The organism is Bacillus cereus group sp. MYBK227-1, assembly GCF_051916325.1.
In the GTDB taxonomy this organism is placed as follows: domain Bacteria; phylum Bacillota; class Bacilli; order Bacillales; family Bacillaceae_G; genus Bacillus_A; species Bacillus_A cereus.
Map to the genome: position 1 here is coordinate 151700 of NZ_JBQAGK010000006.1, position 25142 is coordinate 176841.

Consider the following 25142-nt stretch of genomic DNA (forward strand, 5'->3'; position numbering starts at 1 on the left):
AATGATACTAGATGCAGATATAAAAACACAACTATCCCAATACCTTCAATTAATGGAGAACGATATTTTACTTAAAGTAAGCGCAGGAGACGATAACGTATCTAAAGATATGTTAGCTCTAGTAGACGAATTAGCTACTATGTCATCTAAGATTACAGTAGAAAAAGTTGAATTAGAGAGAACACCAAGCTTTAGCGTAAACCGCCCTGGTGAAAACACTGGTGTCGTATTCGCTGGTATTCCATTAGGACACGAATTTACATCATTAGTGTTAGCTTTACTACAAGTAAGTGGACGCGCTCCAAAAGTTGAACAAAAATTAATCGATCAAATTAAAAACATTCAAGGCGAATATCATTTTGAATCTTATATCAGCCTAAGTTGTCATAACTGTCCTGATGTTGTACAAGCTCTTAACGTAATGAGCGTTCTTAACCCTGGTATTACACATACTATGATTGATGGCGCTGCATTCAAAGAGGAAGTAGAAAGCAAAGACATTATGGCAGTACCAACTGTTTACCTAAACGGCGAATCTTTCGGAAGCGGTCGTATGACACTTGAAGAAATTTTAGCTAAAATGGGTAACGGTCCAGATGCATCAGAGCTTTCTGATAAAGATCCATACGATGTTCTTGTTGTTGGTGGCGGCCCTGCTGGTGCAAGTGCAGCAATTTACGCAGCACGTAAAGGCATCCGCACTGGTATCGTTGCTGAGCGCTTCGGTGGTCAAGTAATGGATACTATGGGCATTGAGAACTTCATCAGCGTGAAAAAGACTGAAGGTCCTAAGCTAGTAGCAAGCCTTGAAGAGCACGTAAAAGAATACGACATCGATGTAATGAATCTACAACGTGCGAAACGTTTAGAGAAAAAAGAACTTATTGAAGTGGAACTTGAAAACGGCGCTATTCTGAAAAGTAAGAGCGTAATCGTTTCTACAGGTGCTCGCTGGCGTAATGTTGGCGTACCAGGTGAAGCTGAGTTCAAAAATAAAGGTGTAGCATATTGCCCACACTGTGACGGTCCATTATTCACTGGAAAAGACGTAGCAGTTATCGGCGGAGGTAACTCTGGTATTGAAGCAGCTATCGACTTAGCAGGTATCGTTAAGCACGTAACTGTTCTTGAATTCATGCCAGAATTAAAAGCTGATGCTGTATTACAAGAGCGTCTTAACAGCTTACCAAACGTAACTGTTCTGAAAAACGTTCAAACGAAAGAAATCACTGGTACTGATAAAGTAAACGGTATTTCTTACATCGATCGTGAAACTGAAGAAGTTCATCACGTTGAATTACAAGGTGTATTCGTACAAATCGGTCTTGTACCAAACACAGACTGGTTAGGCGAAACAGTTGAACGCGTTCGCGGTGAAATCGTAACAGACAAGCACGGCGCTACAAACGTACCAGGAGTGTTTGCTGCAGGTGACTGTACAAATAATCCGTACAAACAAATCATCATCTCTATGGGTTCAGGTGCAAACGCAGCTTTAGGTGCATTTGATTACTTAATCCGTAACTAATAAAAAAGACGCGCTACCTATTGGTAGCGCGTCTTTTTTATTATATTTCATGTAAATAGTTATCAAGTTCCTTCCAACTCATTACTGTATAAGGTGTACCTACATTCAATACTACTTTTACATTTTCTGCTACTATTTGCATTCTCTTAGTTGGATTATCTCTTTTTCCTGAAGGATAAATAGCAAGTTTCATCATTTCTTGCTTTCCATCTTCATAAATCCTTTTCTTTAAACCAAATTGGTTAATTTGTTCCTTTGAAGGAACTTCTTTGCCTTCCCAGTCACATATTTCAAATAGAGGATACCTATCTCCGTGCCATTCCTCAATAATCTCAATGACTTTAAGAATAATACAACTCCCTGATACTAATTCATAACTAACAGCATCACCTGCTTTTAAAGAAGTATTAGCTATAAATCTTTTCGGCACTTTTTTAGCTTCTGGCTGCCGAGAATGTAACTGCTCTCTTAGTTTATTTAAAACTACTTCACGTTTCTTCTGTAATTTAGGTTCTTCTTCCCAACGGGCTAAATCTGCACCACTTTCTATTATTTGCAATGCCTCCTGCTTAACATTCTCTTGAAGTCTCCCTAACCTCCATTGTATGGAAGCAAATACTAACCAAAAAACAATAGTCTCTTCATTATCTAATTCATTCTTGTATTCCTCAATTACAATCCTACTTGCGTCCTCATTTGAATATTCATTTGCTAACAAATCCTTATACAGTAACTTAATATCTTCAGCAATATCGTCTGATAATATTGCTACTCCCCAAGCCCCCATACATTAACACTCCAATCTATAAACTAAAAACCTCTCATTCCCATTCTTCTCATAAGCACCTGGCAATCTAACTTCTTTCTTCAGCTCAAACGCAGTCTGATTTTCTAAGAAGAAAATATAGTCCTCAGAAGGATAATATAAAATAATATCCACTTCTCTCCCCGTTTCTTCTACTGAAAGCAAAATGTTATTTACTACATTCATAAACACTTGTATAGAAAATGGATTAAAGAAATAAAACCTATTATCATGTGGATCAATCTCATATTCCTGCGCTAAACAACATTGGAATTGAATTTTCCCCTTACTGTTTCGTGCCTTTCGTGCATAACGATCTCGATTATCCATCGCTTCTTTATAAAACTCTTCATTCATTTCAATTCCAACTGCTGAAGCACCACGTTTATGATGCATATAAAAGTTTAATCGCCCTTTTCCGCACCCAAAGTCTACAATTCGGTCGCTACTTCGTATTTCATATTGATTCAATAACTCATCTAACCCGCTATACGGTGTCGGTTCATAGCGATGATAATGCATAGACTTGTTAAACCCTTTTTGCTCACCGACTGTTTTTATATGTAAAACTGCATCGTAATATTGTTCGTTCATTCGTTTTCTCCTATTAAAAAATGGTACTTATTATTATACACCATGTACTGGAGGCTCATTTTTCATCAAATTAATAGGTACGTGAAATTATATTAACGATTTTCTTAATATATCTATCGTAACTTCAAATATATCAACGATTTTCTCAATATATCTATCATAACTTCAAATATATCAACGATTTTCTTAATATATCTATCGTAACTTCAAATATATCAACGATTTTCTCAATATATCTATCATAACTCAAAATATATCAACGTTTTTTCAAATATATCGATTTGCCGACAATTCACGACAAAAAAACAGGAGCTCTCTAGCCCCTGTCTTCTAACACTTTCAATACAGTTTGTTTCAATATTTCTACCCCATCCATAATACAACTATGATCAAACCTCATATACGGATGGTGTAATCCAGGTTGTAGGTCTGCTCCTAGTCCAAGCATAACAGCTTTTAAATGTGGTCTTTTCACTGTATAGTAATGGAAATCATCGCTTCCTGTCGTATAGAGAGGCCCTGTGCATCTCTCTTCCCCATACACTTCGAGAATACCTTTACGCATAAAGCGCTCTGCTTCTTCGGAAACCTCTGCTCCTGGTGCAAGATCCATCCATTCGTATGAAGTTTTTGATCCCATCGATGCAGCTGATTCTATTACATGCTCAATCTTTTTCTTTAATTCTTCTAATAGTATATTACTCTCTGCTCTTACATCTAAACTGAAATGACCATTTCCCGGAATAATATTTAAATTATCACCACCCGCTTGGCATCTCGTCATTTTTACTGAATAAGAACTTTGCGGTGGCAGCCAAATATTTTTCAAACCGATATTAATCATGGAAATGACATCAATTGCATTCACACCTTGATGTGGTCTTGCCCCGTGTGCATCCTCCCCATGAATCATACCCTCTAAAAATCCTGCTGCTCCATGACGAATAGATGGGGCTGCTTGTTTCAAAGATAGTTCTTCAATTGGTCTTAGATGGACGCCAAATAAGAAATCAGCATCATCTACAGCACCTTTCTCCACCATCTTCAAAGCACCATTCCCCTTCTCTTCTGCTGGCTGAAAAATAAATCTAACCGTACCACTTTTCCATCTCATATTTTTCAATTGTAAAATAAGTCCCATTACAATGGTCATATGAGCATCATGGCCACATGAATGGTTCGCTTTAAATTCTCCATTTACTTCTTGCCAAAGTGCATCCATATCAGCACGAATCGCAATAACTGGATTCCCGCCTCCAATCTCAGCAATTACACCTGGACAATCATCAAATGTTCTATATGAAATTCCTTCTTCTTTTAAAAAGTCAGTAATATACGCTGTCGTTTCATATTCTTTCCAACTTACTTCAGGGTTTTCGTGTAAATGCTGAAAAATCTCCGTTAAGCGCTCTTGTAGTTCTAATGTTTTCAACGTTCCAGTCTCCTTCCCACATTACAAACGATTCGGGTTAATTATACTTATGAAAAACAGATGTTTTTATGAACATATTGAATTTTAAGAAAAAAGTCAATTATTTATTTTTAAATACTTAAAAAGCTTACTCTGCACTTATATTACAAACTAAACAAACAATTAGAACATTCCTTATTTTCTGTTTTTTATGTTGACGCTTACATAAACTTTTAGTTATCATAACCTAATAAACGTCTATTTTACGACAATTCTAAAAATACAAACAAACATACGTAACAAGGAGGAACTTTATGAAAAAAGAAATACCTTTTGGAATAGCGATTATCCCTATTATCATTACCGTTGCAGTTATGATGGTTACAATTGTTGTATTAAAACAAACCCCTCACGTTCCACTTATTATTGGTACAACCGTTGCTTCTATTGTCGCTTGGCGTTACGGTTACAAATGGAATGATCTTGAAGAAGCAATGTATAAAGGGATTCGTCTTGCATTACCCGCTATCGTCATTATTATTCTTGTTGGCTTAACAATTGGTGCTTGGATTGGCGGTGGAATCGTCGCAACGATGATTTATTACGGTTTAAAACTTTTAACTCCATCACTATTTTTAGTTTCCATTACCGTCATTTGTTCTATCGTAGCATTAGCAATTGGTAGCTCTTGGTCTACAATGGGCACAATTGGTGTTGCTGGAATGGGAATTGGCCTAAGTATGGGAATTCCAGCTCCAATGGTTGCTGGTGCCATTATTTCAGGCTCTTATTTTGGCGATAAAATGTCACCGCTTTCAGACACAACTAACTTAGCCGCAGGATTAACAAATACAGATTTATTCGCACACATTCGTCATATGTTATTTACTACAGTTCCAGGTTTAATTATTACTCTTATCGTCTACGCGGTCTTAGGAAGAAGCTTCGGCGCTAACAATATTGATGCGAAGAGCATCGATCAAACGTTACAAGTATTGCAACAAAACTTTGTTATCTCACCTTTCCTACTCATTATACCCGTAGTCGTTATGGTATTGGTCGCTAAAAAGGTCCCTGCTATACCAGCGATTCTCGTCGGTATTATTTTAGGATTTTTATCACAAGTCTTTATTCAAGGTGGTTCTGTCTCAGCATCTGTCGGTGCACTCCAAGCTGGATTTGTTATAGACACTGGAAACAAGCTAGTAGACGAACTATTTAACCGCGGTGGCTTAGATTCGATGATGAATACAGTCTCGATGACAATTGTCGCTATGACTTTCGGAGGAGTATTAGAACATACAGGTATTCTTCGCTCAATTGTAAATCAAATTTTAAAGTTAGCGACATCAGCAAAAGGGCTTATCGCTTCTACTATCGCATCTTGTTTTGCAACAAACCTTACTTGCTCTGAACAATATATTTCAATTGTTGTCCCTTCAAGAATGTACGCAAATGCATACACGGAAAAAGGACTACATTCAAAAAACTTATCCAGAGCATTAGAAGATGGCGGAACATTAACTTCTGTCTTCGTTCCTTGGAATACGTGCGGTGTATTTATTCTCGCTACACTTGGCGTAGGTGCATTTGAATATGCCCCTTATGCTATTTTAAATTTCATCGTACCTATTATCTCAATCATTTATGGTATAACAGGCTTCACAATTGTAAAACTATCAGACATTGAAAAAGCAGAACTACTAAAGAAACAAAAAGCTCAACTAGAAGCTTAAAAATAGCGGTAAATTCAGTTCATATAGTGCGCGAGGTCGCCCTTGTTGATAGGGCATTTCCTCGCCGCAAATATGAGCATACCCGTAATCAACTAATTTCTTTAACAACCTTTCTGTCGATCTTCGAGTCACTTGTAAATACTCAGAAAGGTCAGCTGCTGTAAACTTCAATGACGGGTGCGATTGACTAAATTGAATGATTTTTGACAAGTTGGCCGGACTAAGCTTCGTTTCCTTCGCTATTTTCATTAGTTCCGGATTATCATTTTTCAAACTTTGTACTCTCTGTTCTTTCGGGAACGGACCAAACAAATCTTTATCACTTGTTAGTATATAAAAACAACGATCTATTGGATTGTTCTTTGCAAAACTTTGAGCAATTTTTGCATTTTGCTCCGCTTCTTTCACGGTTTTCCCATAACCAAATCCAATAGCTATCGTTCCTTCTACGCTCGCAAACAAGTTATCTATCGCATTTGTTTTAATAATTGATTCGATATCACCACGAGTTGTATACAAAATGCATGTCATTTCATCCACTTGTTTAAATGAACCACGTAGCTCTTTTGAAATGACATCTAGTTTTTCAAGCAAACTCGTTCGTAATTCTAAGGAAGAAATAATACAAGCACCAACAGTAGCTGAATAGCTTTTTGCTAACTCAGCTTTTATTTTTGCATCTTTTAGCCCATGTATAACGGATTGTGTTGGATCAATCATACGCTCTGAAGGAACACCTATTTTTTGAAGCTCGTCGTAAACAGCGTGAATACTAGTTAAAGCTAAATGAGCCTCTCCAGATTGATATTTAGCTACATGAAAATCGATAACTCTATTTATCTCATCCTTACTCCACAGCATATTTTCATAATCCAACACTTGCGGACTTTCTTTTATACCGATATCATGGAACACATTTGTAATAAACGAGCGGTCTACTAAATCGATGGAAATGTTATGTGGTTGAATACTTTGATGATACATGATAGAAAGAATTGAAGATGCGACAGTTGTCTCGTCTTGCTGTAAGTATGTACTTGGAATTTGTAATTGTTCTCTTATTTCTTTTGCCATATAATAAGGTAAAGCACCTGAGAAAAAGATGACATCACAAGGCTTTAAACACTTTAATAGTTCAGAAGATTCCGCCGGATGAAGGTAAATATATGGATCAATTTCTATTCCTTCTAATTTTTGAGCAATAGGAAAAAGGTTCTCCATAAACTCCTTTGAACCGACAACTGCAATTTTTATCATCATTTTCTCTAACTCCTTATCATTAATTAACGACTATTTAACGTCAACTATATCAAATGTATAAAACTATTGTAAACAGGAAGGGGTCTCTATTCAATGAAAATTACAGCTATTCATCTTTACGCAATTCGTTTACCGCTTCGCAATCCGTTTGTTATTAGTTATGGCTCTTATTCTGATATGCCCTCTATTATCGTCAAAATGGAAACAGATGAAGGTATTATCGGTTACGGTGAAGGCGTTGCTGATGATCACGTCACAGGTGAATCATGGGAAAGTACTTTCTATACTTTAAAACATACGCTAACCCCTGCTCTAATCGGGCAAAATCCAATGAATATTGAAAAAATACACGACATGATGGACAATACAATTTACGGTGTTCCAACAGCGAAAGCCGCAATTGATATTGCTTGTTTTGATATAATGGGCAAAAAACTAAATCAACCTGTATATCAATTAATTGGCGGGCGCTACCATGAAGAATTCCCTGTCACTCATGTTTTAAGTATTGCCGATCCAGAAAACATGGCTGAAGAAGCTGCTTCTATGATTCAAAAAGGTTACCAATCTTTCAAAATGAAAGTTGGTACAAATGTAAAAGAAGATGTGAAACGTATTGAAGCTGTACGAGAACGTGTAGGAAATGACATCGCTATTCGCGTTGATGTAAACCAAGGCTGGAAAAATAGCGCAAACACATTAACAGCACTACGTTCATTAGGACATTTAAACATTGACTGGATTGAACAACCTGTTATCGCGGACGATATTGATGCCATGGCTCATATTCGTTCTAAAACAGACCTCCCGCTTATGATTGATGAAGGATTAAAAAGTTCTCGTGAAATGCGCCAAATTATTAAATTAGAAGCTGCTGATAAAGTAAATATAAAACTAATGAAATGCGGCGGCATATATCCAGCTGTAAAGCTCGCTCATCAAGCAGAAATGGCAGGCATTGAATGCCAAGTGGGATCAATGGTCGAATCATCTGTTGCCTCTTCCGCAGGATTCCATGTCGCTTTCTCAAAAAAAATCATTACGAGCGTAGAGCTAACAGGGCCATTAAAATTCACAAAAGACATCGGAAACTTACATTACGACGTACCATTCATTCGCTTAAACGAAAAGCCCGGACTCGGCATTGAAATAAACGAAGATACATTACAAGAACTAACCGTCTTTCAAGACGTTGTACGCTAAAGGAGGACTATCATATGACGGTTCTATACGAAGGAACATTAAAACAAAATAACGAATCATTTCACGTTACATTACTATCACTAGAGCACATCGAACAAATTTTATCACTACAAAACATTGTAGTTGAAGCACTAGAAGATAAAAGTCGTTTACAACCACTCTCACAAGAAGAATTTCAATACATTCTAGAAGGAAACGGCATGATGATCGGTGCTTTTATCGAAAACGAACTCATCGCATTTCGCGCTCTACTCGTCCCTCCTATCGACGATGAACATTTAGGGCTTGATATTGGTCTATCAGAAAGTGAACTGCACCGCGTCATCTATCAAGAAATCTCAAACGTTCATCCGAACTGCCGAGGAAATGGTATGCAAAAAATATTAGCAAACGTCATCATGGACGAATTGCAAAAAGAAGATAGCAAATATGATTATGTATGCTGCACCGTTGCTCCTTTTAACATCCCGAGTTTGAAGGATAAGTTTGCGCAAGGGATGGCGATTGCTGCGCTAAAGGAGAAGTATGGTGGTAGTCTGCGGTATGTTTTTGTGAAGAAATTGCGCGGAGATAAAGAAAGCGATTGGACGGATATTCAAAGTATTCTAATGAGTGATGCTAGTGGACAGCAGGCTTTGCTTTCGGAGGGGTATCGTGGGTATGAGATGGAGAAAACAGCAGATACTTTCATTGTGAAGTTTGGGCGATAATCTATATACTCGAAAAGAGGAGATGTCTGCTGTGACCTCTTCTCTTTTCGATTTGTTGAACAATCCTGTGGTAAATGAAATTATATCAACGATTTTTCGAATATATCTATCATAACTTACAATATATCAACGATTTTTAAAATATATCTATCAAAACTCACAATATATCAACGATTCGACAAGAAATATCGATTTACAGACAAAAATCGATATCCCTTCCTAAACCGTCATCTTCCAACTAGATAACGCTAACCAATTCTCCATTTCTTTATAATCAGGCATTATCTTCCCGACAAGACGCCAAAAAGATCGATCATGATTTAAATGAACCATATGACACATTTCATGAACAACCACATAGTCAATTACTCGCTGTGGTGCCATTGCTAGCTTCCAATTGAATGTTAGTTGTAAATTCGAATCGCAAGTACCCCAAGTACGACTACTATCTGTAATACGAATAGAACGTGGTTTTGTTTTGAAATTACTTTGATGCACTTTAATACTCTTCTCTACTAAAGATTTACACTGCTTATAGTAAAATCGTTTTAAAGCTTGTTGTATTTTCTCATCCTTAAGCTCTTTCACATAAATATGTAACTTATCCCCTTCAAAAATCGCATTGTCTTGCTCAATGCTTGCATCTTGGGAAATCTGTATCGGATACGTATTCCCTAAATACAAAAAGCCCTCTCCTTGATCATAATCCTTTTCCTGTGGTCCACGCGCTCGCTCCGCCATTTCCTTACGTGTTGTCTGAATCCAATCCCACTTTTCCTCTAGCAACTGAACTAAGTATTCAACAGGTGTCCCTTTCGGAGCCTGCACTTCCACATTTCCATACGAATCCACAAAAAGACGCACGGACTTTTTCTTCTTATAAGTTATATGAAAATTAATTGTCTCACCTAAATATGTATGTACCATTTCATCACCTGGCATAGTATTTTTACAAATAAAAAAGAGTAGGATACGAACGTCCTACTCTACCTATTATATCATTTACTGCTTTAACGAACTCATTATCCTCTATACTTTACACCTAATCCCTTAATGAAATTCCTTGCGTATCTATCGCCACACTCTTTGTAATTTTTATGGCCTTTCTTTCTTAATAGAGCGCCTAACTCTCCTTTTGTTACCGTAACGCCTACGCTATCTAATATATCAAGTACATCCTCACTCGTTAAAGATAGTGCGATTTTCATTTTCTTTAGAAGAAGGTTATTGGCACTCTCCTTGCTCTGTACAGGTGCAGGCTGCCCTGGTTTCGGATCTTGCTTTCCTCTTTTTAAAGTAATAAATCCATTTAAAAATGCCTCTAACATCATCATATCGCATGTTTTTACGTACTCATCTTCAGCTACCTCATCATTTTCAGCTTCATGCTGAGGAGCTCTCTTTATTTTTGTAAGCATATCAACTACGTCTTCTTTCGTTACTTCCATCCCGCCTAGTTTAAAGATTTCTACCATATCTATATCTTTTATATCTAAAGCGTATCGTACTCTTTTTAATATATCGTTGTTGCTCATTGCCATTGGGTTTCCTCCTGAAATGTTGATTATAGTAATGCTTTTAGCATGTGTAAATTAATGTCGTTAAGTTACTACTTTAACATTTTAGGGGGAGGTTTTGTAGTCTTAACCAAATTTATGATTATAGAGGCTATACTACAATCCAAGCAATAATTTGATTCTATAGAAGGGTTACAGTAACTTTTCGGTTCATTTTTTCTTAGTTCATTAGATCTACATTCTATTTTATATTTGTTAACTATAAAAGCAGTGCATTGATTCCTCAAATACACTGCTCGTCTCTTACATTGTTATATTTCTTCTATACAAACTAGAGTTTATGGGTTTCGATGAATTTTATCCATATAGGAGACTATTGCATATCATAAATTAGCCACTTTCCGTCAACTTTCTTCAAATCAATAGTAATATTGTCAGGATTAGGGCCGTATAAAGGTTTTGGAGAGATATCTATCGTAACTTTTAATTTTGCTCTATCTCCAACTTTTCTTTCTTCTATATTTAATATATCTATTGACGCATTTTTTGGAATTCCAATACGTTTTCCAGCTTCTACATCCCAAGGGAGACTCGGATGTATATACTCACCTGCTTTGTTTAAATCTCTTGATTCAAGAGCTTTAAAAAAGCCTTTTACTGTTTCTTGTGGACTATTATTTTGAATTAGAACGTTAACTAATATAACTATAAACACAATCCCAATTATCCACACGTACCAAGGAGATTTTTTTGCAATTCTTATTAATTTTATGTTTTTATCATTTCTATTTTGGGGCGTAATATCGTTATGGAATTCTCCATTATCAAATAGTTCTTCTGATTCATCCAAATTTATTCTCTCTGTACCACAACTAGTACAGTACTTATTTGTTTTCAATAATTTCTTATTACATGCTGTACAATTCATTATTTTATTTCTCCCTGCCCTATTATTAAAATCAAATCCCCAAAGTTTCACATATTAATTTTCTATTATTTTCAATTTTTTTGATGTAGTAGCATTAAAATTACCTGATGAATCCAATTCTGTATGATAAATGTACGTTTTGACTCTAAAATTTTTATGTGGAAACTTTTTATTTACAGCACTTACCACTAAATTGTTAATTTCATTTCCGATTTTCACAGCTTCTTCTACCGTAGACTTATTATCAACTCGAACTTTTATCGGAAAATCAGCTGTATAATACATATTTGGATTATCATACAGCGTTGCTTGAAATAAAAATGGGGCTAATCCGGTTTGTTCAATAAGTAAATCCTTCGTATCATAAACTTTTATATTTGCAATATTCTTTCCTACTTCCGATCCTGCCTCTGCATCAAAGGGTTCTAATTTCTCGTTAGCAACACTTGTTTCATTTCCTACCGCCTTACCCTTATAATTCATTTCAATAAATTTCACATTACCATCCCGGTCACAATCCAACCAAACAGTACCTTCTTTATTTTTGAAAGCCCCATCCACACTTACAGATATGCTACCGCCCCCAGTTCCTGAAAACTTCTCAATCTGCACACTTTCCGCATCATTTCCTCGAACATCATATTTTGCATACCCTTCCGCCTCAGTGCCTTCTGATTCAATTTTAGTACCTAACATAATATCAAGACCTAATAATTTGAAGGCATCCTTATACTTCAAATCTTTTGGCTCTAATAATTCAATCTTAATATGATTAATAATTTTCCCATCACTTTCAAATGTATATTTAGCATAATTATCTACATATAACCATCTAGTTTCCTCTTTTGTTCTTGGGGATGAAAGCGTTCTCTCTAAATCTTCAAGTCGATAAGTTTTTTTTAGGTACATTGCTATTCCACTTAAATTTGAAGTCGAAATATCATTGCTCTCATTCGTCATAATTTTCTTCTCATCTTGCTTAACATTTTGGCTTACTTCTTTTGTTGGTACTGATTCTGTTGATTTTTGACAACCCGATGTAATTAATCCTGCTGTAAGTAAAGCTATTAATACTTTCTTCATAATTTCCCTCCAATTAAAATAAAAAAATTCTGGTAGCTCCTATAAGAAAAAATCTTCAAATCAGAAGAAAATTCCACAGTACTCTAAAATTATTATCGAATATTTAAAAATAACTATTATTCAAAAGATCTTCATACCAATACTAAATAATTAACTTTATAAATTATGTCGAAAGAAGTCGAAAAACAATATTTTTATAATCGGAAATTTAGATTTAATTTTCCGCTGTTAAATTAATTAATTTGAACATAAAATAGGACCTCCTTACATGCACTCTGCATGTAAGGAGGTCCTATTTAGATAAAAATCATACATTTTCTTAACTTGATGGCCATGCTCAAATAAAGAGATTTTTTATTTCTGTCTATTATTCAGATTACATTTCATACCTCGATAGAGCCTAATGTACTCTACTCCAGCTCTTGTCATTTTTCTCCTTACGAGTATTCGTTAGTTCATTATATTCTCAAAGACTTCTTTTTTCAGCAAGCAGACTGTATCAACAAAAAAAGTTACATTCACAAAAAAACTCAAAACTAAATAAAATAACTACCCACAAATTAATACAATCCATTTCCCTCTATCTTCAAAGTATTACACCGTCTCACTATCCTGAGCCACACCAACACTATCCTCAAACTTATCCAACAAAGCACGCACCTCATCAGTCGATTTCGTACTCATCAATTGATTTCTCAATTCAGCAGCTCCAGGGAAGCCTTTTACATAAATTTTGAAGAAGCGGTGAAGCCCTGTGATTGAGCGTGGCAGTACTTCTGCATATTGATCTTGAAGATCAAGTTGTAGTCTTAAAAGATCTAGGTGCTCTTTACTGCTATGCTCTCTTGGCTCTTTTTCAAAAGCAAATGGATTTTTGAAGATGCCTCGTCCGATCATTACGCCATCAATGCCGTATTTTTCAGCAAGTTCCAGCCCCATTTTACGATCAAGGATGTCTCCATTGATTGTTATTAACGTATTTGGTGCGATACGGTCACGTAATTTTTTAATTTCCGGAATTAGTTCCCAATGCGCGTCTACTTGGCTCATTTCTTCTCTTGTACGTAAGTGAATAGAAAGGTTTGCAATATCTTGTTTGAAAATGTGCGTTAACCAATCTTCCCACTCGCTTAACTCTTTAAAGCCAAGTCGTGTTTTTACGCTGACAGGTAGTCCGCCCGCTTTTGCTGCTTGGATAAGTTCTGCCGCAACGTCTGGACGTAGAATAAGGCCACTACCTTTTCCTCTTGATGCAACGTTCGGTACTGGGCAACCCATGTTAATATCGATGCCTTTAAATCCTAGTTCTGCCATACCAATACTCATTTGACGGAAGTATTCGGGATTGTCTCCCCAAATATGTGCCACCATCGGCTGTTCGTCTTCTGTAAAAATTAAACGGCCACGTACACTTTTCATACCTTCTGGATGACAATAGCTATCCGAGTTTGTAAACTCTGTGAAGAATACGTCCGGACGACCTGCTTCACTTACTACGTGACGGAAAACAACGTCTGTCACATCTTCCATTGGTGCAAGTACGAAAAATGGTCGTGGTAATTCACGCCAAAAATTATCTATCATTTCAAATTCAAATCCTCTCACTATGAATACAATTTCAAAATCTCAATTTATAATTTGTGAAAATCAGCAATATTTATTTTAACTAAAATCGCTTATGAATGGTATTTTTGTAAACCAAAAAGCAGGTGGTATAGATTTCCCCTATATCAACTGCTTTCCTATTATACCAACTTAAGCCAAGCCACACACTCCACATGCGTCGTATGCGGGAACATATCAACAGGCTGTACTTCCTGTGTTTTATATCCGCCTTCTTCTAGTACTTTTAAATCACGTGCTAATGTTGCTGGGTTACACGATACGTATACGACGCGGTTTGGCTTCATGTCGATGATTGTATTTAGTAATGCTTCGTCACAGCCTTTACGCGGTGGGTCTACGACCATTGTGTCGGCGATTACGCCTTCTTTGTACCATTTTGGAATGACTACTTCTGCTTCTCCTACGCCAAATTCAGCGTTTGTCATGTTGTTTAGTGCTGCGTTTCGGTTTGCGTCTTCGATTGCTTCTGGGACGATTTCAACGCCGTACACTTTTTTCGCTTTTTGCGCTAGGAATAACGAGATTGATCCGATTCCGCAATAGGCATCGATTACTGTTTCGTTACCATTTAATTTTGCGTATTCTAACGTTTTATCGTAAAGCACTTTCGTTTGCTCTGGGTTTACTTGATAGAATGAACGTGCTGAAATCGCAAATTTAATGTCACCGATAAAGTCATAAATGTATTCTGATCCGTACAGTACTGTCGTTTTGTCTCCGAAAATTACATTCGTACGCCTCGTATTTACGTTTTGAACAATTGATTTTACTTCTGGGAATTTCGCTGCAATTTCTTCAATAATTGCTTTTTTGTTCGGCAATTCTGCTGTACGCGTAATGAAGACAAGCATAATTTCTCCTGTTACTTGTCCGTAACGAGCCATTACGTGACGAAGTGTTCCTTTGTTACGCTCTTCGTTGTACGCAGTGATACCGTGCTTTTCACAAATACGTTTTACTTCTTGGATTAATGTATCGTTTTCTTCTGCCTGAATTAAGCATGATTCCATATTAATGATGTCATGCGTTCCTTGGCGATAAAAACCAGCTACAAGTCCGCCTTCACGTTCTCCGATTGGTACTTGTGCTTTATTACGGTATACCCACGGATTCTTCATGCCAAGTACAGGATGAACAGGAACATCAGCTAGTCCTCCGATACGCTGCATAACGTCACGTACTTGTTTTTCTTTCGCTTGTAATTGTCCTTCATAAGTTAAGTGCTGAAGCTGACAACCGCCGCACTGATTATATACTGGGCATTCAGCATCTTTACGATATGGACTTTCTGTATGAAGCTTCATTAAACGACCAAATGCGAAGTTTTTCTTCACTTTAATAATTTTAATTTGCGCTTCTTCACCTGGTAATCCGTTTTTAACGAAAATAGGATAGCCCTTTACTTTCGCAACACCGGCACCATCATGTGTTAAATCTTCAAATACTACATCTATAAACTCGTTTTTCTCAACTGGTGGCGTCATTTTAGTACTCATTTTCCGACCTCTCTTTTTCATAACACTGCGTTACATTTTATCATACTTATATGGTCTTTTTCTATTGGAAGAAAAAAAGCTATTGACGATACTTCTCTGTTAATGTTACGCTACTACTAATTTAATACGGACGATGTTACCTCATATATACTTGATAATATGGATCGAGAGTTTCTACCCGGCAACCTTAAATTGCTGGACTATGGGGAAAACTAATGAATATTAGCCTATGCGCAAAAAAGGACTCATATTGATTAGCTTTCTCTCATAGATGAAAGTGAATCCATATGGGTCTTTTTTTATTTTTATTTTTCTAAAAGGTCAGACATCTTACGTATGACATAAAACCTCATTCCTTTATTTTTAGTAATATAACGAGCGTTTTATGTACAAACTTTATACGAACTTCTGAAAGGGGCAACTACATGCAATATGTAATGAGCATTATCGGTATTATTGCCGTGTTAGGTTTATGTTTTGCTTTGTCAAACAACAAAAGTAAAATCAACTTCCGTGCAATTGCAATTATGATTGGTTTCCAAATTTTAATCGGTTGGTTTATGTTTGCTACAAAGATTGGTCAACAAATCATTATTTTCATTAGTAAAGTTTTCAACAAACTAATTAAACTTGGTACGACAGGTGTCGATTTTCTCTTTAATGGAATTCACAGAGATTTTGTCTTTTTCTTAAACGTATTATTAATTATCGTATTTTTCTCAGCACTACTTTCAATCTTTAGTTATTTAGGTGTTTTACCATTCATCGTTCGCGTTGTCGGCGGTGCTATTTCAAAAATTACTGGTTTACCACGTGTTGAGTCATTCCACGCAGTAAACTCTGTATTCTTCGGTTCAAGTGAAGCGTTAATCGTTATTAAAAACGATTTACAGCATTTCAATAAAAACCGTATGTTTATCATTTGTTGTTCTGCGATGAGCTCCGTTTCTGCTTCTGTTACAGCATCATACGTAATGATGTTAGATGCAAAATACGTACTGGCAGCTCTTCCGCTAAACTTATTCTCAAGCTTAATCGTTTGTTCGTTATTAACACCAGTTGATACGAAGAAAGAAGATGAAGTGATTCAGAAATTTGATAGAACTCTATTCGGGGACAGCTTTATCGGCGCAATGATTAACGGTGCGCTTGATGGTTTAAAAGTAGCTGGTATCGTTGCCGCATTAATGATCGCCTTTATCGGTGTGATGGAAGTTGTAAACTACGTAATTAGTGCAGCTTCAGGCGCAATGGGACATGCTGTTACTTTACAACAAATCTTCGGTTACGTACTTTCTCCATTCGCATTCTTAATGGGTATTCCAACTCAAGATATTATCCCAGCTGGTGGTATTATGGGTACGAAGATTGTTTTAAATGAGTTTGTAGCAATCCTTGATTTAAAAGACACAGCTACAACATTAGCTCCACGTACAGTTGGAATCGTTACAGTATTCTTAATTAGCTTCGCAAGTATTAGCCAAATTGGTGCAATCGTTGGTACAATCCGTGCCCTTTCTGAAAAGCAAGGAAGCGTTGTTTCTAAATTTGGTTGGAAAATGCTATTTGCATCAACACTTGCTTCTATTTTATCTGCGACAATCGCTGGATTGTTTATTTAATAAAAAAACACCTTACTTTAACAAGTAAGGTGTTTTTTTTGATTCTTTATGAAACCGAGTGAAATTCAACTGCTTCTTCTGTATTGATAATCCTATCTTTATATATACCTTTTATTGAAATGTAAATGATAGATTTGTTTATATTTTTTAACTTTCCTAATGAAAAATGATAAAGTAATCCATCGCTTTTTAAAGTCCACATCTTCCCACTCCATGGACCAGTAGCTTTTTGTTCATCCGACGCCTTTATTTCACCTTCATATTCGCATTCTCCCAAAGGAGTTTTAATTGTATTCTTCTCTGTATCAATTCGAATATTTTTAATTAGCTTCAAATTTTCATCAGAGAGAATTTGAATTTCATGATCTTTCTTTTTAAAAAAGAGTTTTCCGTCTTTGGTATTTATATATTCTGCATTATCCATTTTATCTATCATAAAATCATATTCTTCTTTTGTAATACCTAAGTTTTGATGATAAGGAAACGTTTTTTTCGGTATAATTTCTTCTTCGGCATACTTCAAATACCAATCTAAATTATTTGTAATACTATTGCTCATTTTATTTCCGATTTTCTCTAATTTCTCTTTTATCTCATAAGGAAATTCTATTGTCATAATATCCGCCGTCACTTCCGCATTCATAAGATGCGATGGAATATACTCTTCCACGCTATTCGCTTTACTCACTTCACTTTGACAACCAACTATAAATAGCGATATGAAAAAGATATATATTATTTTTTTATATTTCATTTCTATTCTCCACTCCATACATTATTCTTACTTAGTTTTATAGCGGTTTTCATTATAGTATAAAATCTTTATATTTTAATAAAATACATATCCTTATGCAAAATTGCATATTAATATGTATTCTTCTTACTTTAAAATTAGCTTAAATCACTTTCCAAATTATACAAATAACAAGTTAAAAATGTTATAATTTTCAAAAAACCATTGGAGGATATTATGAAAGCCCACGCAATTTTCGATTTCTTACATTTACTAGTCTTAACGCTGAAAAGCTATTATGTATGGGGAATGCCTATCTATGTCTTCATTATTCCTCTTATCTTTGTAGTCGGTTATATTATTATTAATTCTAATAAGAAACAAAAAAATACATCTATTCAAAGTCACTAATCTATTACCTTAATAGCCTCCTAAAAATCATATTCCCCTCATTTTCTTCAAATGATATGATGAACAAGGGTAAATCCCCACCACTCTTATAGCGGTGGGGATTTTAATGTCAATATGCAACATACTACACAATAGAAGGTGATTTTTATGAGAAAATACGCAGCAATTGCTTTATGTACGTCTGCCATTCTAGCAGGCTGCAATACTAGCAATGTAAGCCAAGAACCTAAAAAAGAGAAAAAGGTTCAAGAAGTAGCTATACAAAAAGAGGCTCTACAAGAACAAGGTAAAATTTCTTATACTCCCATCACACACGAATCTACAAACACAAGTATTCATATTACAGACTTAAAAGATTCTTTAAATGAAGTACAATATAAAATTTGGCGCACAGCTGATGGAAAGGAACGTGCTAAATCTTTTTCTTCTAAAGAAAAGGAGAAACAATTTACAATTCCTTTTGACATAAAAGAATTTGAAGGAAAACGCGGTGAGTTCCAAATTGAAGCAACAGGAATGAAAGAAGATGGGAAAACAATCCCGCTTACGAAATCTACTATTACTTTCGAACAAAAGGTTCCTGTTCTTATGTATCACGCAATCGATGATTATCATGGTCAAGGTATTAAAGACTTATTCGTATCACCAGCTAACTTTGAAGCACAAATGAAACATTTAAAAGACAATGGTTATACGCTTTTAACGTTTGAACGCTGGGGTGATATAAATAAAGTAAATAAGCCGATTTTCGTTACATTTGATGACGGTATGAAAAATAATATGAATGCATTTCGCGTTTTACAAAAGCTAAAAGATGATACTTTTAAACCGGCAGCAACAGAATATATGATTGTTGATAACGTTGATGTAGAAGGAGCATTGTCTACTTCTGAAATAAAAGAAATGGTTGATTCCGGCATTTTCTCGGTGCAATCTCATACTGCAACACATGCAGACTTACCGAAAATTACAAACTATGAGGAAGAGTTAAAAGGTTCAAAAGAAAAACTAGAAAAAATAACAGGTAAGCCTGTTATCGCGATTGCTTATCCATTCGGTCATGTAGATGATAAGGTTGTTACAGAAACGAAGAAGTATTATCAATTTGCGACGACGACAAAGCCTGGGCAATTCATTACGAAGGGTGAACCTGATGAATTGTTAAAGATGAAGCGCGTTCGTATACACCATACAACGACTGTAGAGCAGTTTGCTTCTTCAATTAAGTAAATATAAGGGCTCAATACATTTTGAGCTCTCTTTTTACTTTATATTTATATATATTTTTAGAATTTTCTTGTATTATATATAGTAAGAAATCTTTCAAATTAAAGGAGATTATACATATGTCATTTGAACAAACGTTAGAGAAATATGCTGCTCTTGCAGTTAATGTTGGTGTTAATATTCAACCTGGACAAACTTTATCAATTAGTGCACCTCTTGAAGCTGTACAATTTGTACGCCTCGTTACAGAAAAAGCATATAAATCTGGTGCAAAACACGTATATGTAGATTGGAATGATGAGACGTTAACACGCTTAAAGTTCGATCTAGCTCCTGAAGAAGCTTTCGCTGAATTTCCATCTTGGAAAGCACATGCTCGTGAAGAATTAGCAAAAGAAGGCGCTGCATTTATGTCTATCTATGCAGAAAACCCTGATTTATTAAAAGGTGTAGAAGCATCGCGTATTGCAACAGCTCATAAAGTAGCTGGAGAAGCAATGAAAGTATACCGTGATTACGTACAAGCAGATAAAGTAAGTTGGTGTGTCATTTCTGTTCCTACGAAAGAATGGGCTGCGAAAGTATTCCCTGACGTAGCGCCAGAAGAACAAGAAGCAAAGTTATGGGATGCTATTTTCAAAGCTACTCGTGCTGATTTAGAAAATCCTGTAGAAGCATGGAAAGAACATGATGAAACATTACATACAAAAGTGGATTACTTAAACGAAAAGCATTATAAAGCTCTTCACTATACAGGTCCTGGAACAGATTTAACAATCGAACTTCCAGAAAAACATGTATGGGCTGGTGCTGGTAGCTTAAATGAAAAGAACGTACCATTTATGGCTAATATTCCAACTGAAGAAGTATTTACAATGCCACTTAAAACAGGTGTAAACGGCCAAGTTTCTAGTACAAAACCGTTAGTATTTGCAGGTAATATTATCGATAATTTCACGTTAACATTTGAAAACGGGCGTATCGTAGACTATAAAGCTGAAGCTGGTGAAGAAGCTTTAAAACATTTAGTAGAAACAGATGAAGGTTCTCACTTCTTAGGAGAAGTAGCTTTAGTACCTCATGACTCACCAATTTCAAACACAAATGTTTTATTCTACAATACACTATTTGACGAAAATGCATCTTGCCACCTTGCAATCGGAAATGCTTATGCATTTAACTTAGTTGGCGGAAAAACAATGTCTAAAGAAGAACTTGCTGAAAACGGCGCAAACGCTAGTATCACACACAACGACTTCATGATTGGATCAGCTGAGCTTGATATTGACGGTATTACTGCTGATGGCAGACATGAGCCTATCTTCCGTAAAGGTAACTGGGCGTTTTAAATTTATTACCATAAAGAAACACATTGGATAATCAAATGTGTTTCTTTATTTATTTGGTCTCAATTCAAATTTTATCGTTCTATTTTCATGCGTAAACTCCGGTCTATACGTAGCGATATACGTATTTTCTTTCGCTACGTCAAATAGCATGATATCTTGAATTTTTTCATCTGGTGCTAACTTTTTACTAATAAAGCTATCAGGGTTATTATATTCTTTAAATCTTGTACCTTTCTTATCGGTAATCTCAAATTCATAAAATGCAAAAGGTATTTCCTTTTTACTATTATTTTCTACTTTGAAAATAATCCCCAAAATCTCCTCTTTCTTTTTATTCTCATCATAATCCGGATATCCTAATTTAACTGAATCGATAGTTACTTGCAAACCATCTACGTCTACTGTCTCCCCTATTTTATACACTTTATCTTGAACATCTTCTTGTTTACTTTCATTACTATCTTTAGTCTCAGTGCAAGCACTTAAACTAAAAGCTATGCCAAAAATTAAAACAATTTGACTTACCTTTTTTAACATACTCTTTCCTCCACATAAGACAATATTTCATATGTATCATAACAAAACGCTTTACTCTTTCTTGTCATATTTTGTCGTATTAATTGTTAACTGCACAAATAGAAAAAAGCTATCTTCTACAAAAGATAGCTTTCATGATGCCGATGAAACCTTAAGCCCAATGACACCCAAAACAATAAAAAGAATACAAAATGCTTGAAATAAACTAATATGCTCTTTAAAAAAGTACACACTAATGATTGTAATAAGTAATGTTCCAACGCCAGACCAAATAGCATAAGCAATACTTAAATGAATCTTTTTCACAACGATGGCAAACACGCTGAAACAAATCCCATAAAACACGAAAATCAGTACACTTGGAACGAGCTTTGTTAAACCATTTGATAGTTTCATCGCAATTGTTCCAGCTACTTCAAAAATAATTGTAACAAGTAATAATAGCCAATATACCATACTAGAATCTCCTTCTCTGTTACCTTATAGAGATTCTAGTATACTACTTATAGTCCCAATGAAATATATTTAATTTCTAAATATTCCTCGATGCCGAAATGGCCTCCTTCACGACCGATACCACTTTCTTTAAATCCACCAAATGGTGCTTGTGCAACTGATGGAAGACCATCGTTTAGACCGATAATACCGTACTCTAACGCTTCACTAATTTGGAATGCTTGGCTAATGTCTTTCGTGAAAATATACGCAGCTAAACCGTATGGTGTATTGTTTGCACGTTCGATTACTTCATCAACTGTTTTAAATTTCGCAACTGGTGCCACTGGCCCAAATGTTTCTTCATTCATACAAAGCATCGTATCATTTGCCAACCCAATTACAGTCGGTTGAATGAAATGTCCCTCTAACTCTGCGACCTTTTGACCACCATATAAAACTGTTCCACCTTTTTGAATAGCATCTTCAATATGTTCTTGTACTTTTGAAACTGCATTCTCATCAATAAGTGGCCCGACAGTCGTTCCGTCACCGAAACCGTCTCCTACTTTCAACTGCCCTACTGCCTTTTGGAACTTCTCTACAAATACTTCGTATACTTCTTCTTGAACGAATACTCGGTTTGTACATATACACGTTTGTCCTGCATTACGGAATTTCGAACCAATCACCGCTTCTACTGCTTTATCTAAATCTGCATCATTCATTACGATAAACGGAGCGTGTCCCCCTAACTCAAGCGAAACTTTTTTCATCGTTTGCGCCGCACTAGCCATTAACTCTTTCCCGATTTCCGTTGACCCTGTAAAGGACACTTTTCGAACGCGACCATCTTCCATCCATGTATCAGCAATTGCTTTTGCACTACCTGTTATGATATTGATTACGCCCTTTGGAATATCTGCTTCATGGGCTAATTCAGCTAATTTCAATGCAGTTAATGGCGTTTGACTTGCCGGTTTCACAACGGCTGTACAGCCTGCTGCAAGCGCTGGGGCTACCTTTCTCGTAATCATAGCAGCTGGGAAGTTCCAAGGTGTAATAGCTGCCATAACGCCAACTGGTTGCTTCATAACTAAAATGCGCTTATTCGGATGAGCAGCAGGAATCATTTCACCATATACGCGTTTCCCCTCTTCTGCATACCATTCAACAAAACTGTTTGCATAATTTACTTCACCAAGCGCTTCTGCAAACGGCTTCCCTTGTTCCTTCGTCATAATCGCTGCGATCTCTTCTTTATTTTCATCAATAAGCGTAAACCACTTTTTTAACTTCGTTGCACGATCTGCTGCCGTTAACTTAGACCACGTTTTAAAAGCTTCATGTGCAGCATCAACAGCTTGCTTTGCCTCTGTTACTCCGCCTTTTGGTACAGTTGCAAATATTTCCTTCGTCGCAGGATTATTTACTTCAATTTGTTCTTGTAGTGTAATCCACTCACCATTTATATACATCGCCTTTTTATCCAATGTTTTCTTCCTCCTCTATGAACTTCTTAATTTTTCTAGTAGCAGCAGATTGACTAATTTGCAAAAACTCAGCCACTTTATAACTTGATCCATACGTTTTATATGCTTTAAGAATTATATTTCTCTCTACCTCTTCCAGCATTTTATAAAGGCTTTGCCCCGATTGTTCAACTGCAGCCTCTTGCATAGAGAGTGGCAAATCCTCTACCGTTACAACATCATCAACAGTAATAACAATTCTCTCAATTACATTCTCTATTTCTCTATTGTTCCCTTCCCACGGATATCCAACAAACATTTGTAACGTACTCGGCGCTAGTTTCACATCACGTCCGTACTTTTTATTAAAGTGCTGCAAGTAATGATAAATAAGCGGCAAAATATCTTCTGTTCTTTCCCTAAGCGGGGGAATTGCAATTGGAATGACATTCAAACGATAGTATAAATCTTTCCGAAATGTTCCTTGTTTCACCATCTCGCTTAAATCTCTATTTGTTGCCGCCACAATTCGAACATCTACTTTTTTTAATTCTCTTCCGCCTATAGGACGAAATGTTTTTTCTTGCAATACTTGCAAAAGCTTCGCTTGAATTTCAAGCGGCATTTCACCGATTTCATCTAAAAAAAGAGTTCCTTTATGCGCGGATTCTAATAGTCCCTTTTTCCCTTCACGATTCGCACCTGTAAAAGATCCACCTGAATATCCAAAAAGCTCCGATTCAATTAAATTAGTTGGTAATGCCGCACAATTAATTTCATAGAAACTTTCATGCTTACGGTGACTCACTTCATGTAAATGGCGTACTAATCGACTTTTTCCTACTCCAGTCTCGCCTAAAACGAGAACAGTACTATCCACTACAGATACTTTTTTGATTGTATCGACTATTTTTTGCATAGCTAGACTTTTAAAAATAAGTCCTTCATGCTCATATGTTTCTCTTAATTCTTTTTTATATGTTTTTAGCTGATTATCCATTTCCTCTACCTTTTGACGTAATTGATAGAGTTCAGTAAGGTCGCGAGAATAACTAATCACTCTTCTTAAATTTCCCTCATCATCAAAAACAGGCCTTGTACGAACGTGTAAATACTCTCCTGATTTTGTAGTTTGAACGAGTTCAATTGGCCTCTTTTTTTCAATCACTTCTAATGTCGCTGATGGATAAAAGATTCCATCCTTTTGTAGTTCTTTTACATGCTTACCAACTAACTCTTCTGCAGCTAGTTGGTAGTGCCTTTCACATGTACTATTTACACGTACAACGATCCCTTGCTCATCTGTAACAAAAATTTCGTCAAACGCATATTCAAATACATCTTTTAAATCCATTAACACTCGTTCCTTTTCTGCAACCATCCTAGCCACCCCTAACTTCAAATCCATCGATCCACTTCACTACCTTTATTATAAAGTGAATTTTCTGCATTTAATATA

The 25142-nt window shown here is 36.0% G+C and carries 23 protein-coding genes and 1 riboswitch; of the genes, 8 read left to right on the forward strand and 15 right to left on the reverse strand.

Translation table 11 applies throughout. The features are described 5' to 3' along the window. Position 1: 1 nt before the first annotated feature. Positions 2-1528, forward strand: a complete 1527-nt coding sequence (ahpF, locus tag ACTFRM_RS24030; protein ID WP_000599508.1) for an alkyl hydroperoxide reductase subunit F — start codon at positions 2-4, stop codon at positions 1526-1528. A 40-nt stretch (positions 1529-1568) separates the two neighbouring features. Here the strand turns inward: ahpF and ACTFRM_RS24035 are convergent, their stop codons facing one another. The 3 genes from ACTFRM_RS24035 to ACTFRM_RS24045 form a co-directional block, all read right to left on the reverse strand. After that, a complete protein-coding gene (locus ACTFRM_RS24035) occupies positions 1569-2315 on the reverse strand; it encodes a hypothetical protein (protein ID WP_000501503.1) in 747 nt (248 codons plus the stop codon). A 3-nt stretch (positions 2316-2318) separates the two neighbouring features. Beyond that, positions 2319-2927 carry an SAM-dependent methyltransferase gene (locus tag ACTFRM_RS24040; RefSeq protein ID WP_440043634.1) on the reverse strand — a complete coding sequence of 203 codons (609 nt, stop codon included), beginning with the start codon at positions 2925-2927 and terminating at the stop codon, positions 2319-2321. A 316-nt stretch (positions 2928-3243) separates the two neighbouring features. Continuing rightward, positions 3244-4359, reverse strand: a complete 1116-nt coding sequence (locus ACTFRM_RS24045) for a M20 peptidase aminoacylase family protein (protein ID WP_000853516.1) — start codon at positions 4357-4359, stop codon at positions 3244-3246. A gap of 293 nt (positions 4360-4652) precedes the next feature. On the opposite strand from ACTFRM_RS24045, the gene nhaC reads away from it, so the two are divergent. Continuing rightward, positions 4653-6074, forward strand: coding sequence for a Na+/H+ antiporter NhaC (gene nhaC / locus ACTFRM_RS24050; RefSeq protein ID WP_017657392.1), 1422 nt, complete (start codon positions 4653-4655; stop codon positions 6072-6074). Here nhaC and ACTFRM_RS24055 read toward each other — a convergent pair. Then, complete coding sequence (locus ACTFRM_RS24055) at positions 6063-7334, reverse strand: hypothetical protein (RefSeq protein ID WP_025687139.1); 1272 nt, start codon at positions 7332-7334, stop codon at positions 6063-6065. The two genes, nhaC and ACTFRM_RS24055, sit on opposite strands and share 12 nt — an antisense overlap. Positions 7335-7427: 93 nt before the next feature. Here ACTFRM_RS24055 and ACTFRM_RS24060 point away from each other — a divergent pair, with 93 nt between their 5' ends. Together ACTFRM_RS24060 and ACTFRM_RS24065 are read left to right on the forward strand one after the other, a co-directional pair. After that, positions 7428-8537 carry a mandelate racemase/muconate lactonizing enzyme family protein gene (locus ACTFRM_RS24060; protein ID WP_000704497.1) on the forward strand — a complete coding sequence of 370 codons (1110 nt, stop codon included), beginning with the start codon at positions 7428-7430 and terminating at the stop codon, positions 8535-8537. 14 nt (positions 8538-8551) lie between these two features. Next, a complete protein-coding gene (locus ACTFRM_RS24065) occupies positions 8552-9247 on the forward strand; it encodes a hypothetical protein (protein WP_000217554.1) in 696 nt (231 codons plus the stop codon). Positions 9248-9466: 219 nt separating this feature from the next. Here ACTFRM_RS24065 and ACTFRM_RS24070 read toward each other — a convergent pair whose 3' ends face one another. The 6 genes from ACTFRM_RS24070 to rlmD all read right to left on the reverse strand — a co-directional run bounded on the left by ACTFRM_RS24070 (position 9467) and on the right by rlmD (position 15897). Then, positions 9467-10174 (reverse strand): M48 family metallopeptidase, encoded by a 708-nt coding sequence (locus ACTFRM_RS24070; protein WP_000233760.1) that lies wholly within the window; start codon positions 10172-10174, stop codon positions 9467-9469. 95 nt (positions 10175-10269) lie between these two features. Further along, positions 10270-10788, reverse strand: a complete 519-nt coding sequence (locus tag ACTFRM_RS24075) for a DUF1456 family protein (RefSeq protein ID WP_001251702.1) — start codon at positions 10786-10788, stop codon at positions 10270-10272. Between the two features lie 349 nt (positions 10789-11137). Further along, positions 11138-11692, reverse strand: a complete 555-nt coding sequence (locus ACTFRM_RS24080; RefSeq protein ID WP_000995851.1) for a zinc ribbon domain-containing protein — start codon at positions 11690-11692, stop codon at positions 11138-11140. 54 nt (positions 11693-11746) lie between these two features. Beyond that, complete coding sequence (locus tag ACTFRM_RS24085) at positions 11747-12775, reverse strand: hypothetical protein (protein WP_000756602.1); 1029 nt, start codon at positions 12773-12775, stop codon at positions 11747-11749. Between the two features lie 594 nt (positions 12776-13369). After that, complete coding sequence (locus ACTFRM_RS24090; protein ID WP_000566708.1) at positions 13370-14359, reverse strand: tRNA dihydrouridine synthase; 990 nt, start codon at positions 14357-14359, stop codon at positions 13370-13372. Positions 14360-14520: 161 nt separating this feature from the next. Then, positions 14521-15897 (reverse strand): 23S rRNA (uracil(1939)-C(5))-methyltransferase RlmD, encoded by a 1377-nt coding sequence (rlmD, locus tag ACTFRM_RS24095; protein ID WP_173600783.1) that lies wholly within the window; start codon positions 15895-15897, stop codon positions 14521-14523. Positions 15898-16018: 121 nt separating this feature from the next. Continuing rightward, positions 16019-16120: riboswitch (purine riboswitch) on the forward strand. Positions 16121-16322: 202 nt separating this feature from the next. Between rlmD and ACTFRM_RS24100 the strand changes: the two genes are divergently transcribed. Next, the gene (locus ACTFRM_RS24100; RefSeq protein WP_001200484.1) at positions 16323-17519 is read left to right on the forward strand and encodes a NupC/NupG family nucleoside CNT transporter; all 1197 of its coding nucleotides are present in this window, start codon (positions 16323-16325) and stop codon (positions 17517-17519) included. Positions 17520-17565: 46 nt separating this feature from the next. Here ACTFRM_RS24100 and ACTFRM_RS24105 read toward each other — a convergent pair whose 3' ends face one another. Then, positions 17566-18273 (reverse strand): hypothetical protein, encoded by a 708-nt coding sequence (locus ACTFRM_RS24105; RefSeq protein WP_000875591.1) that lies wholly within the window; start codon positions 18271-18273, stop codon positions 17566-17568. 216 nt (positions 18274-18489) lie between these two features. Here ACTFRM_RS24105 and ACTFRM_RS24110 point away from each other — a divergent pair, with 216 nt between their 5' ends. The 3 genes from ACTFRM_RS24110 to ACTFRM_RS24120 all read left to right on the forward strand — a co-directional run bounded on the left by ACTFRM_RS24110 (position 18490) and on the right by ACTFRM_RS24120 (position 21239). Beyond that, positions 18490-18663: a hypothetical protein gene (locus tag ACTFRM_RS24110; RefSeq protein ID WP_000643592.1), complete on the forward strand. Its 174-nt coding sequence runs from the start codon at positions 18490-18492 to the stop codon at positions 18661-18663. A gap of 147 nt (positions 18664-18810) precedes the next feature. Continuing rightward, the gene (locus tag ACTFRM_RS24115) at positions 18811-19893 is read left to right on the forward strand and encodes a polysaccharide deacetylase family protein (protein WP_001233731.1); all 1083 of its coding nucleotides are present in this window, start codon (positions 18811-18813) and stop codon (positions 19891-19893) included. A 116-nt stretch (positions 19894-20009) separates the two neighbouring features. Then, positions 20010-21239 carry an aminopeptidase gene (locus ACTFRM_RS24120; protein ID WP_000007349.1) on the forward strand — a complete coding sequence of 410 codons (1230 nt, stop codon included), beginning with the start codon at positions 20010-20012 and terminating at the stop codon, positions 21237-21239. A 45-nt stretch (positions 21240-21284) separates the two neighbouring features. On the opposite strand, the gene ACTFRM_RS24125 is transcribed toward ACTFRM_RS24120, so the two are convergent. The 4 genes from ACTFRM_RS24125 to ACTFRM_RS24140 form a co-directional block, all read right to left on the reverse strand. Next, positions 21285-21776 (reverse strand): DUF4352 domain-containing protein, encoded by a 492-nt coding sequence (locus tag ACTFRM_RS24125; protein WP_000915110.1) that lies wholly within the window; start codon positions 21774-21776, stop codon positions 21285-21287. Positions 21777-21908: 132 nt separating this feature from the next. Continuing rightward, entirely contained in the window at positions 21909-22232 is a 324-nt protein-coding gene (locus tag ACTFRM_RS24130) for a DMT family transporter (protein WP_000263262.1), read from the reverse strand. A 47-nt stretch (positions 22233-22279) separates the two neighbouring features. Continuing rightward, entirely contained in the window at positions 22280-23689 is a 1410-nt protein-coding gene (gene gabD / locus ACTFRM_RS24135) for an NADP-dependent succinate-semialdehyde dehydrogenase (protein WP_002195125.1), read from the reverse strand. A gap of 7 nt (positions 23690-23696) precedes the next feature. After that, the gene (locus ACTFRM_RS24140; RefSeq protein ID WP_000225136.1) at positions 23697-25064 is read right to left on the reverse strand and encodes a sigma-54 interaction domain-containing protein; all 1368 of its coding nucleotides are present in this window, start codon (positions 25062-25064) and stop codon (positions 23697-23699) included. Positions 25065-25142: the final 78 nt, after the last annotated feature.

What these genes read in the sequence shown, in the direction of transcription:
- ahpF (WP_000599508.1), top strand. Translation starts at nt 2, where the DNA reads ATGATACTAGATGCAGATATAAAAACACAACTATCCCAATACCTTCAA.
- ACTFRM_RS24035 (WP_000501503.1), bottom strand. Translation starts at nt 2,315, where the DNA reads ATGGGGGCTTGGGGAGTAGCAATATTATCAGACGATATTGCTGAAGAT.
- ACTFRM_RS24040 (WP_440043634.1), bottom strand. Translation starts at nt 2,927, where the DNA reads ATGAACGAACAATATTACGATGCAGTTTTACATATAAAAACAGTCGGT.
- nhaC (WP_017657392.1), top strand. Translation starts at nt 4,653, where the DNA reads ATGAAAAAAGAAATACCTTTTGGAATAGCGATTATCCCTATTATCATT.
- ACTFRM_RS24055 (WP_025687139.1), bottom strand. Translation starts at nt 7,334, where the DNA reads ATGATGATAAAAATTGCAGTTGTCGGTTCAAAGGAGTTTATGGAGAAC.
- ACTFRM_RS24060 (WP_000704497.1), top strand. Translation starts at nt 7,428, where the DNA reads ATGAAAATTACAGCTATTCATCTTTACGCAATTCGTTTACCGCTTCGC.
- ACTFRM_RS24065 (WP_000217554.1), top strand. Translation starts at nt 8,552, where the DNA reads ATGACGGTTCTATACGAAGGAACATTAAAACAAAATAACGAATCATTT.
- ACTFRM_RS24070 (WP_000233760.1), bottom strand. Translation starts at nt 10,174, where the DNA reads ATGGTACATACATATTTAGGTGAGACAATTAATTTTCATATAACTTAT.
- ACTFRM_RS24075 (WP_001251702.1), bottom strand. Translation starts at nt 10,788, where the DNA reads ATGGCAATGAGCAACAACGATATATTAAAAAGAGTACGATACGCTTTA.
- ACTFRM_RS24080 (WP_000995851.1), bottom strand. Translation starts at nt 11,692, where the DNA reads ATGAATTGTACAGCATGTAATAAGAAATTATTGAAAACAAATAAGTAC.
- ACTFRM_RS24085 (WP_000756602.1), bottom strand. Translation starts at nt 12,775, where the DNA reads ATGAAGAAAGTATTAATAGCTTTACTTACAGCAGGATTAATTACATCG.
- ACTFRM_RS24090 (WP_000566708.1), bottom strand. Translation starts at nt 14,359, where the DNA reads ATGATAGATAATTTTTGGCGTGAATTACCACGACCATTTTTCGTACTT.
- rlmD (WP_173600783.1), bottom strand. Translation starts at nt 15,897, where the DNA reads ATGAGTACTAAAATGACGCCACCAGTTGAGAAAAACGAGTTTATAGAT.
- ACTFRM_RS24100 (WP_001200484.1), top strand. Translation starts at nt 16,323, where the DNA reads ATGCAATATGTAATGAGCATTATCGGTATTATTGCCGTGTTAGGTTTA.
- ACTFRM_RS24105 (WP_000875591.1), bottom strand. Translation starts at nt 18,273, where the DNA reads ATGAAATATAAAAAAATAATATATATCTTTTTCATATCGCTATTTATA.
- ACTFRM_RS24110 (WP_000643592.1), top strand. Translation starts at nt 18,490, where the DNA reads ATGAAAGCCCACGCAATTTTCGATTTCTTACATTTACTAGTCTTAACG.
- ACTFRM_RS24115 (WP_001233731.1), top strand. Translation starts at nt 18,811, where the DNA reads ATGAGAAAATACGCAGCAATTGCTTTATGTACGTCTGCCATTCTAGCA.
- ACTFRM_RS24120 (WP_000007349.1), top strand. Translation starts at nt 20,010, where the DNA reads ATGTCATTTGAACAAACGTTAGAGAAATATGCTGCTCTTGCAGTTAAT.
- ACTFRM_RS24125 (WP_000915110.1), bottom strand. Translation starts at nt 21,776, where the DNA reads ATGTTAAAAAAGGTAAGTCAAATTGTTTTAATTTTTGGCATAGCTTTT.
- ACTFRM_RS24130 (WP_000263262.1), bottom strand. Translation starts at nt 22,232, where the DNA reads ATGGTATATTGGCTATTATTACTTGTTACAATTATTTTTGAAGTAGCT.
- gabD (WP_002195125.1), bottom strand. Translation starts at nt 23,689, where the DNA reads ATGTATATAAATGGTGAGTGGATTACACTACAAGAACAAATTGAAGTA.
- ACTFRM_RS24140 (WP_000225136.1), bottom strand. Translation starts at nt 25,064, where the DNA reads ATGGTTGCAGAAAAGGAACGAGTGTTAATGGATTTAAAAGATGTATTT.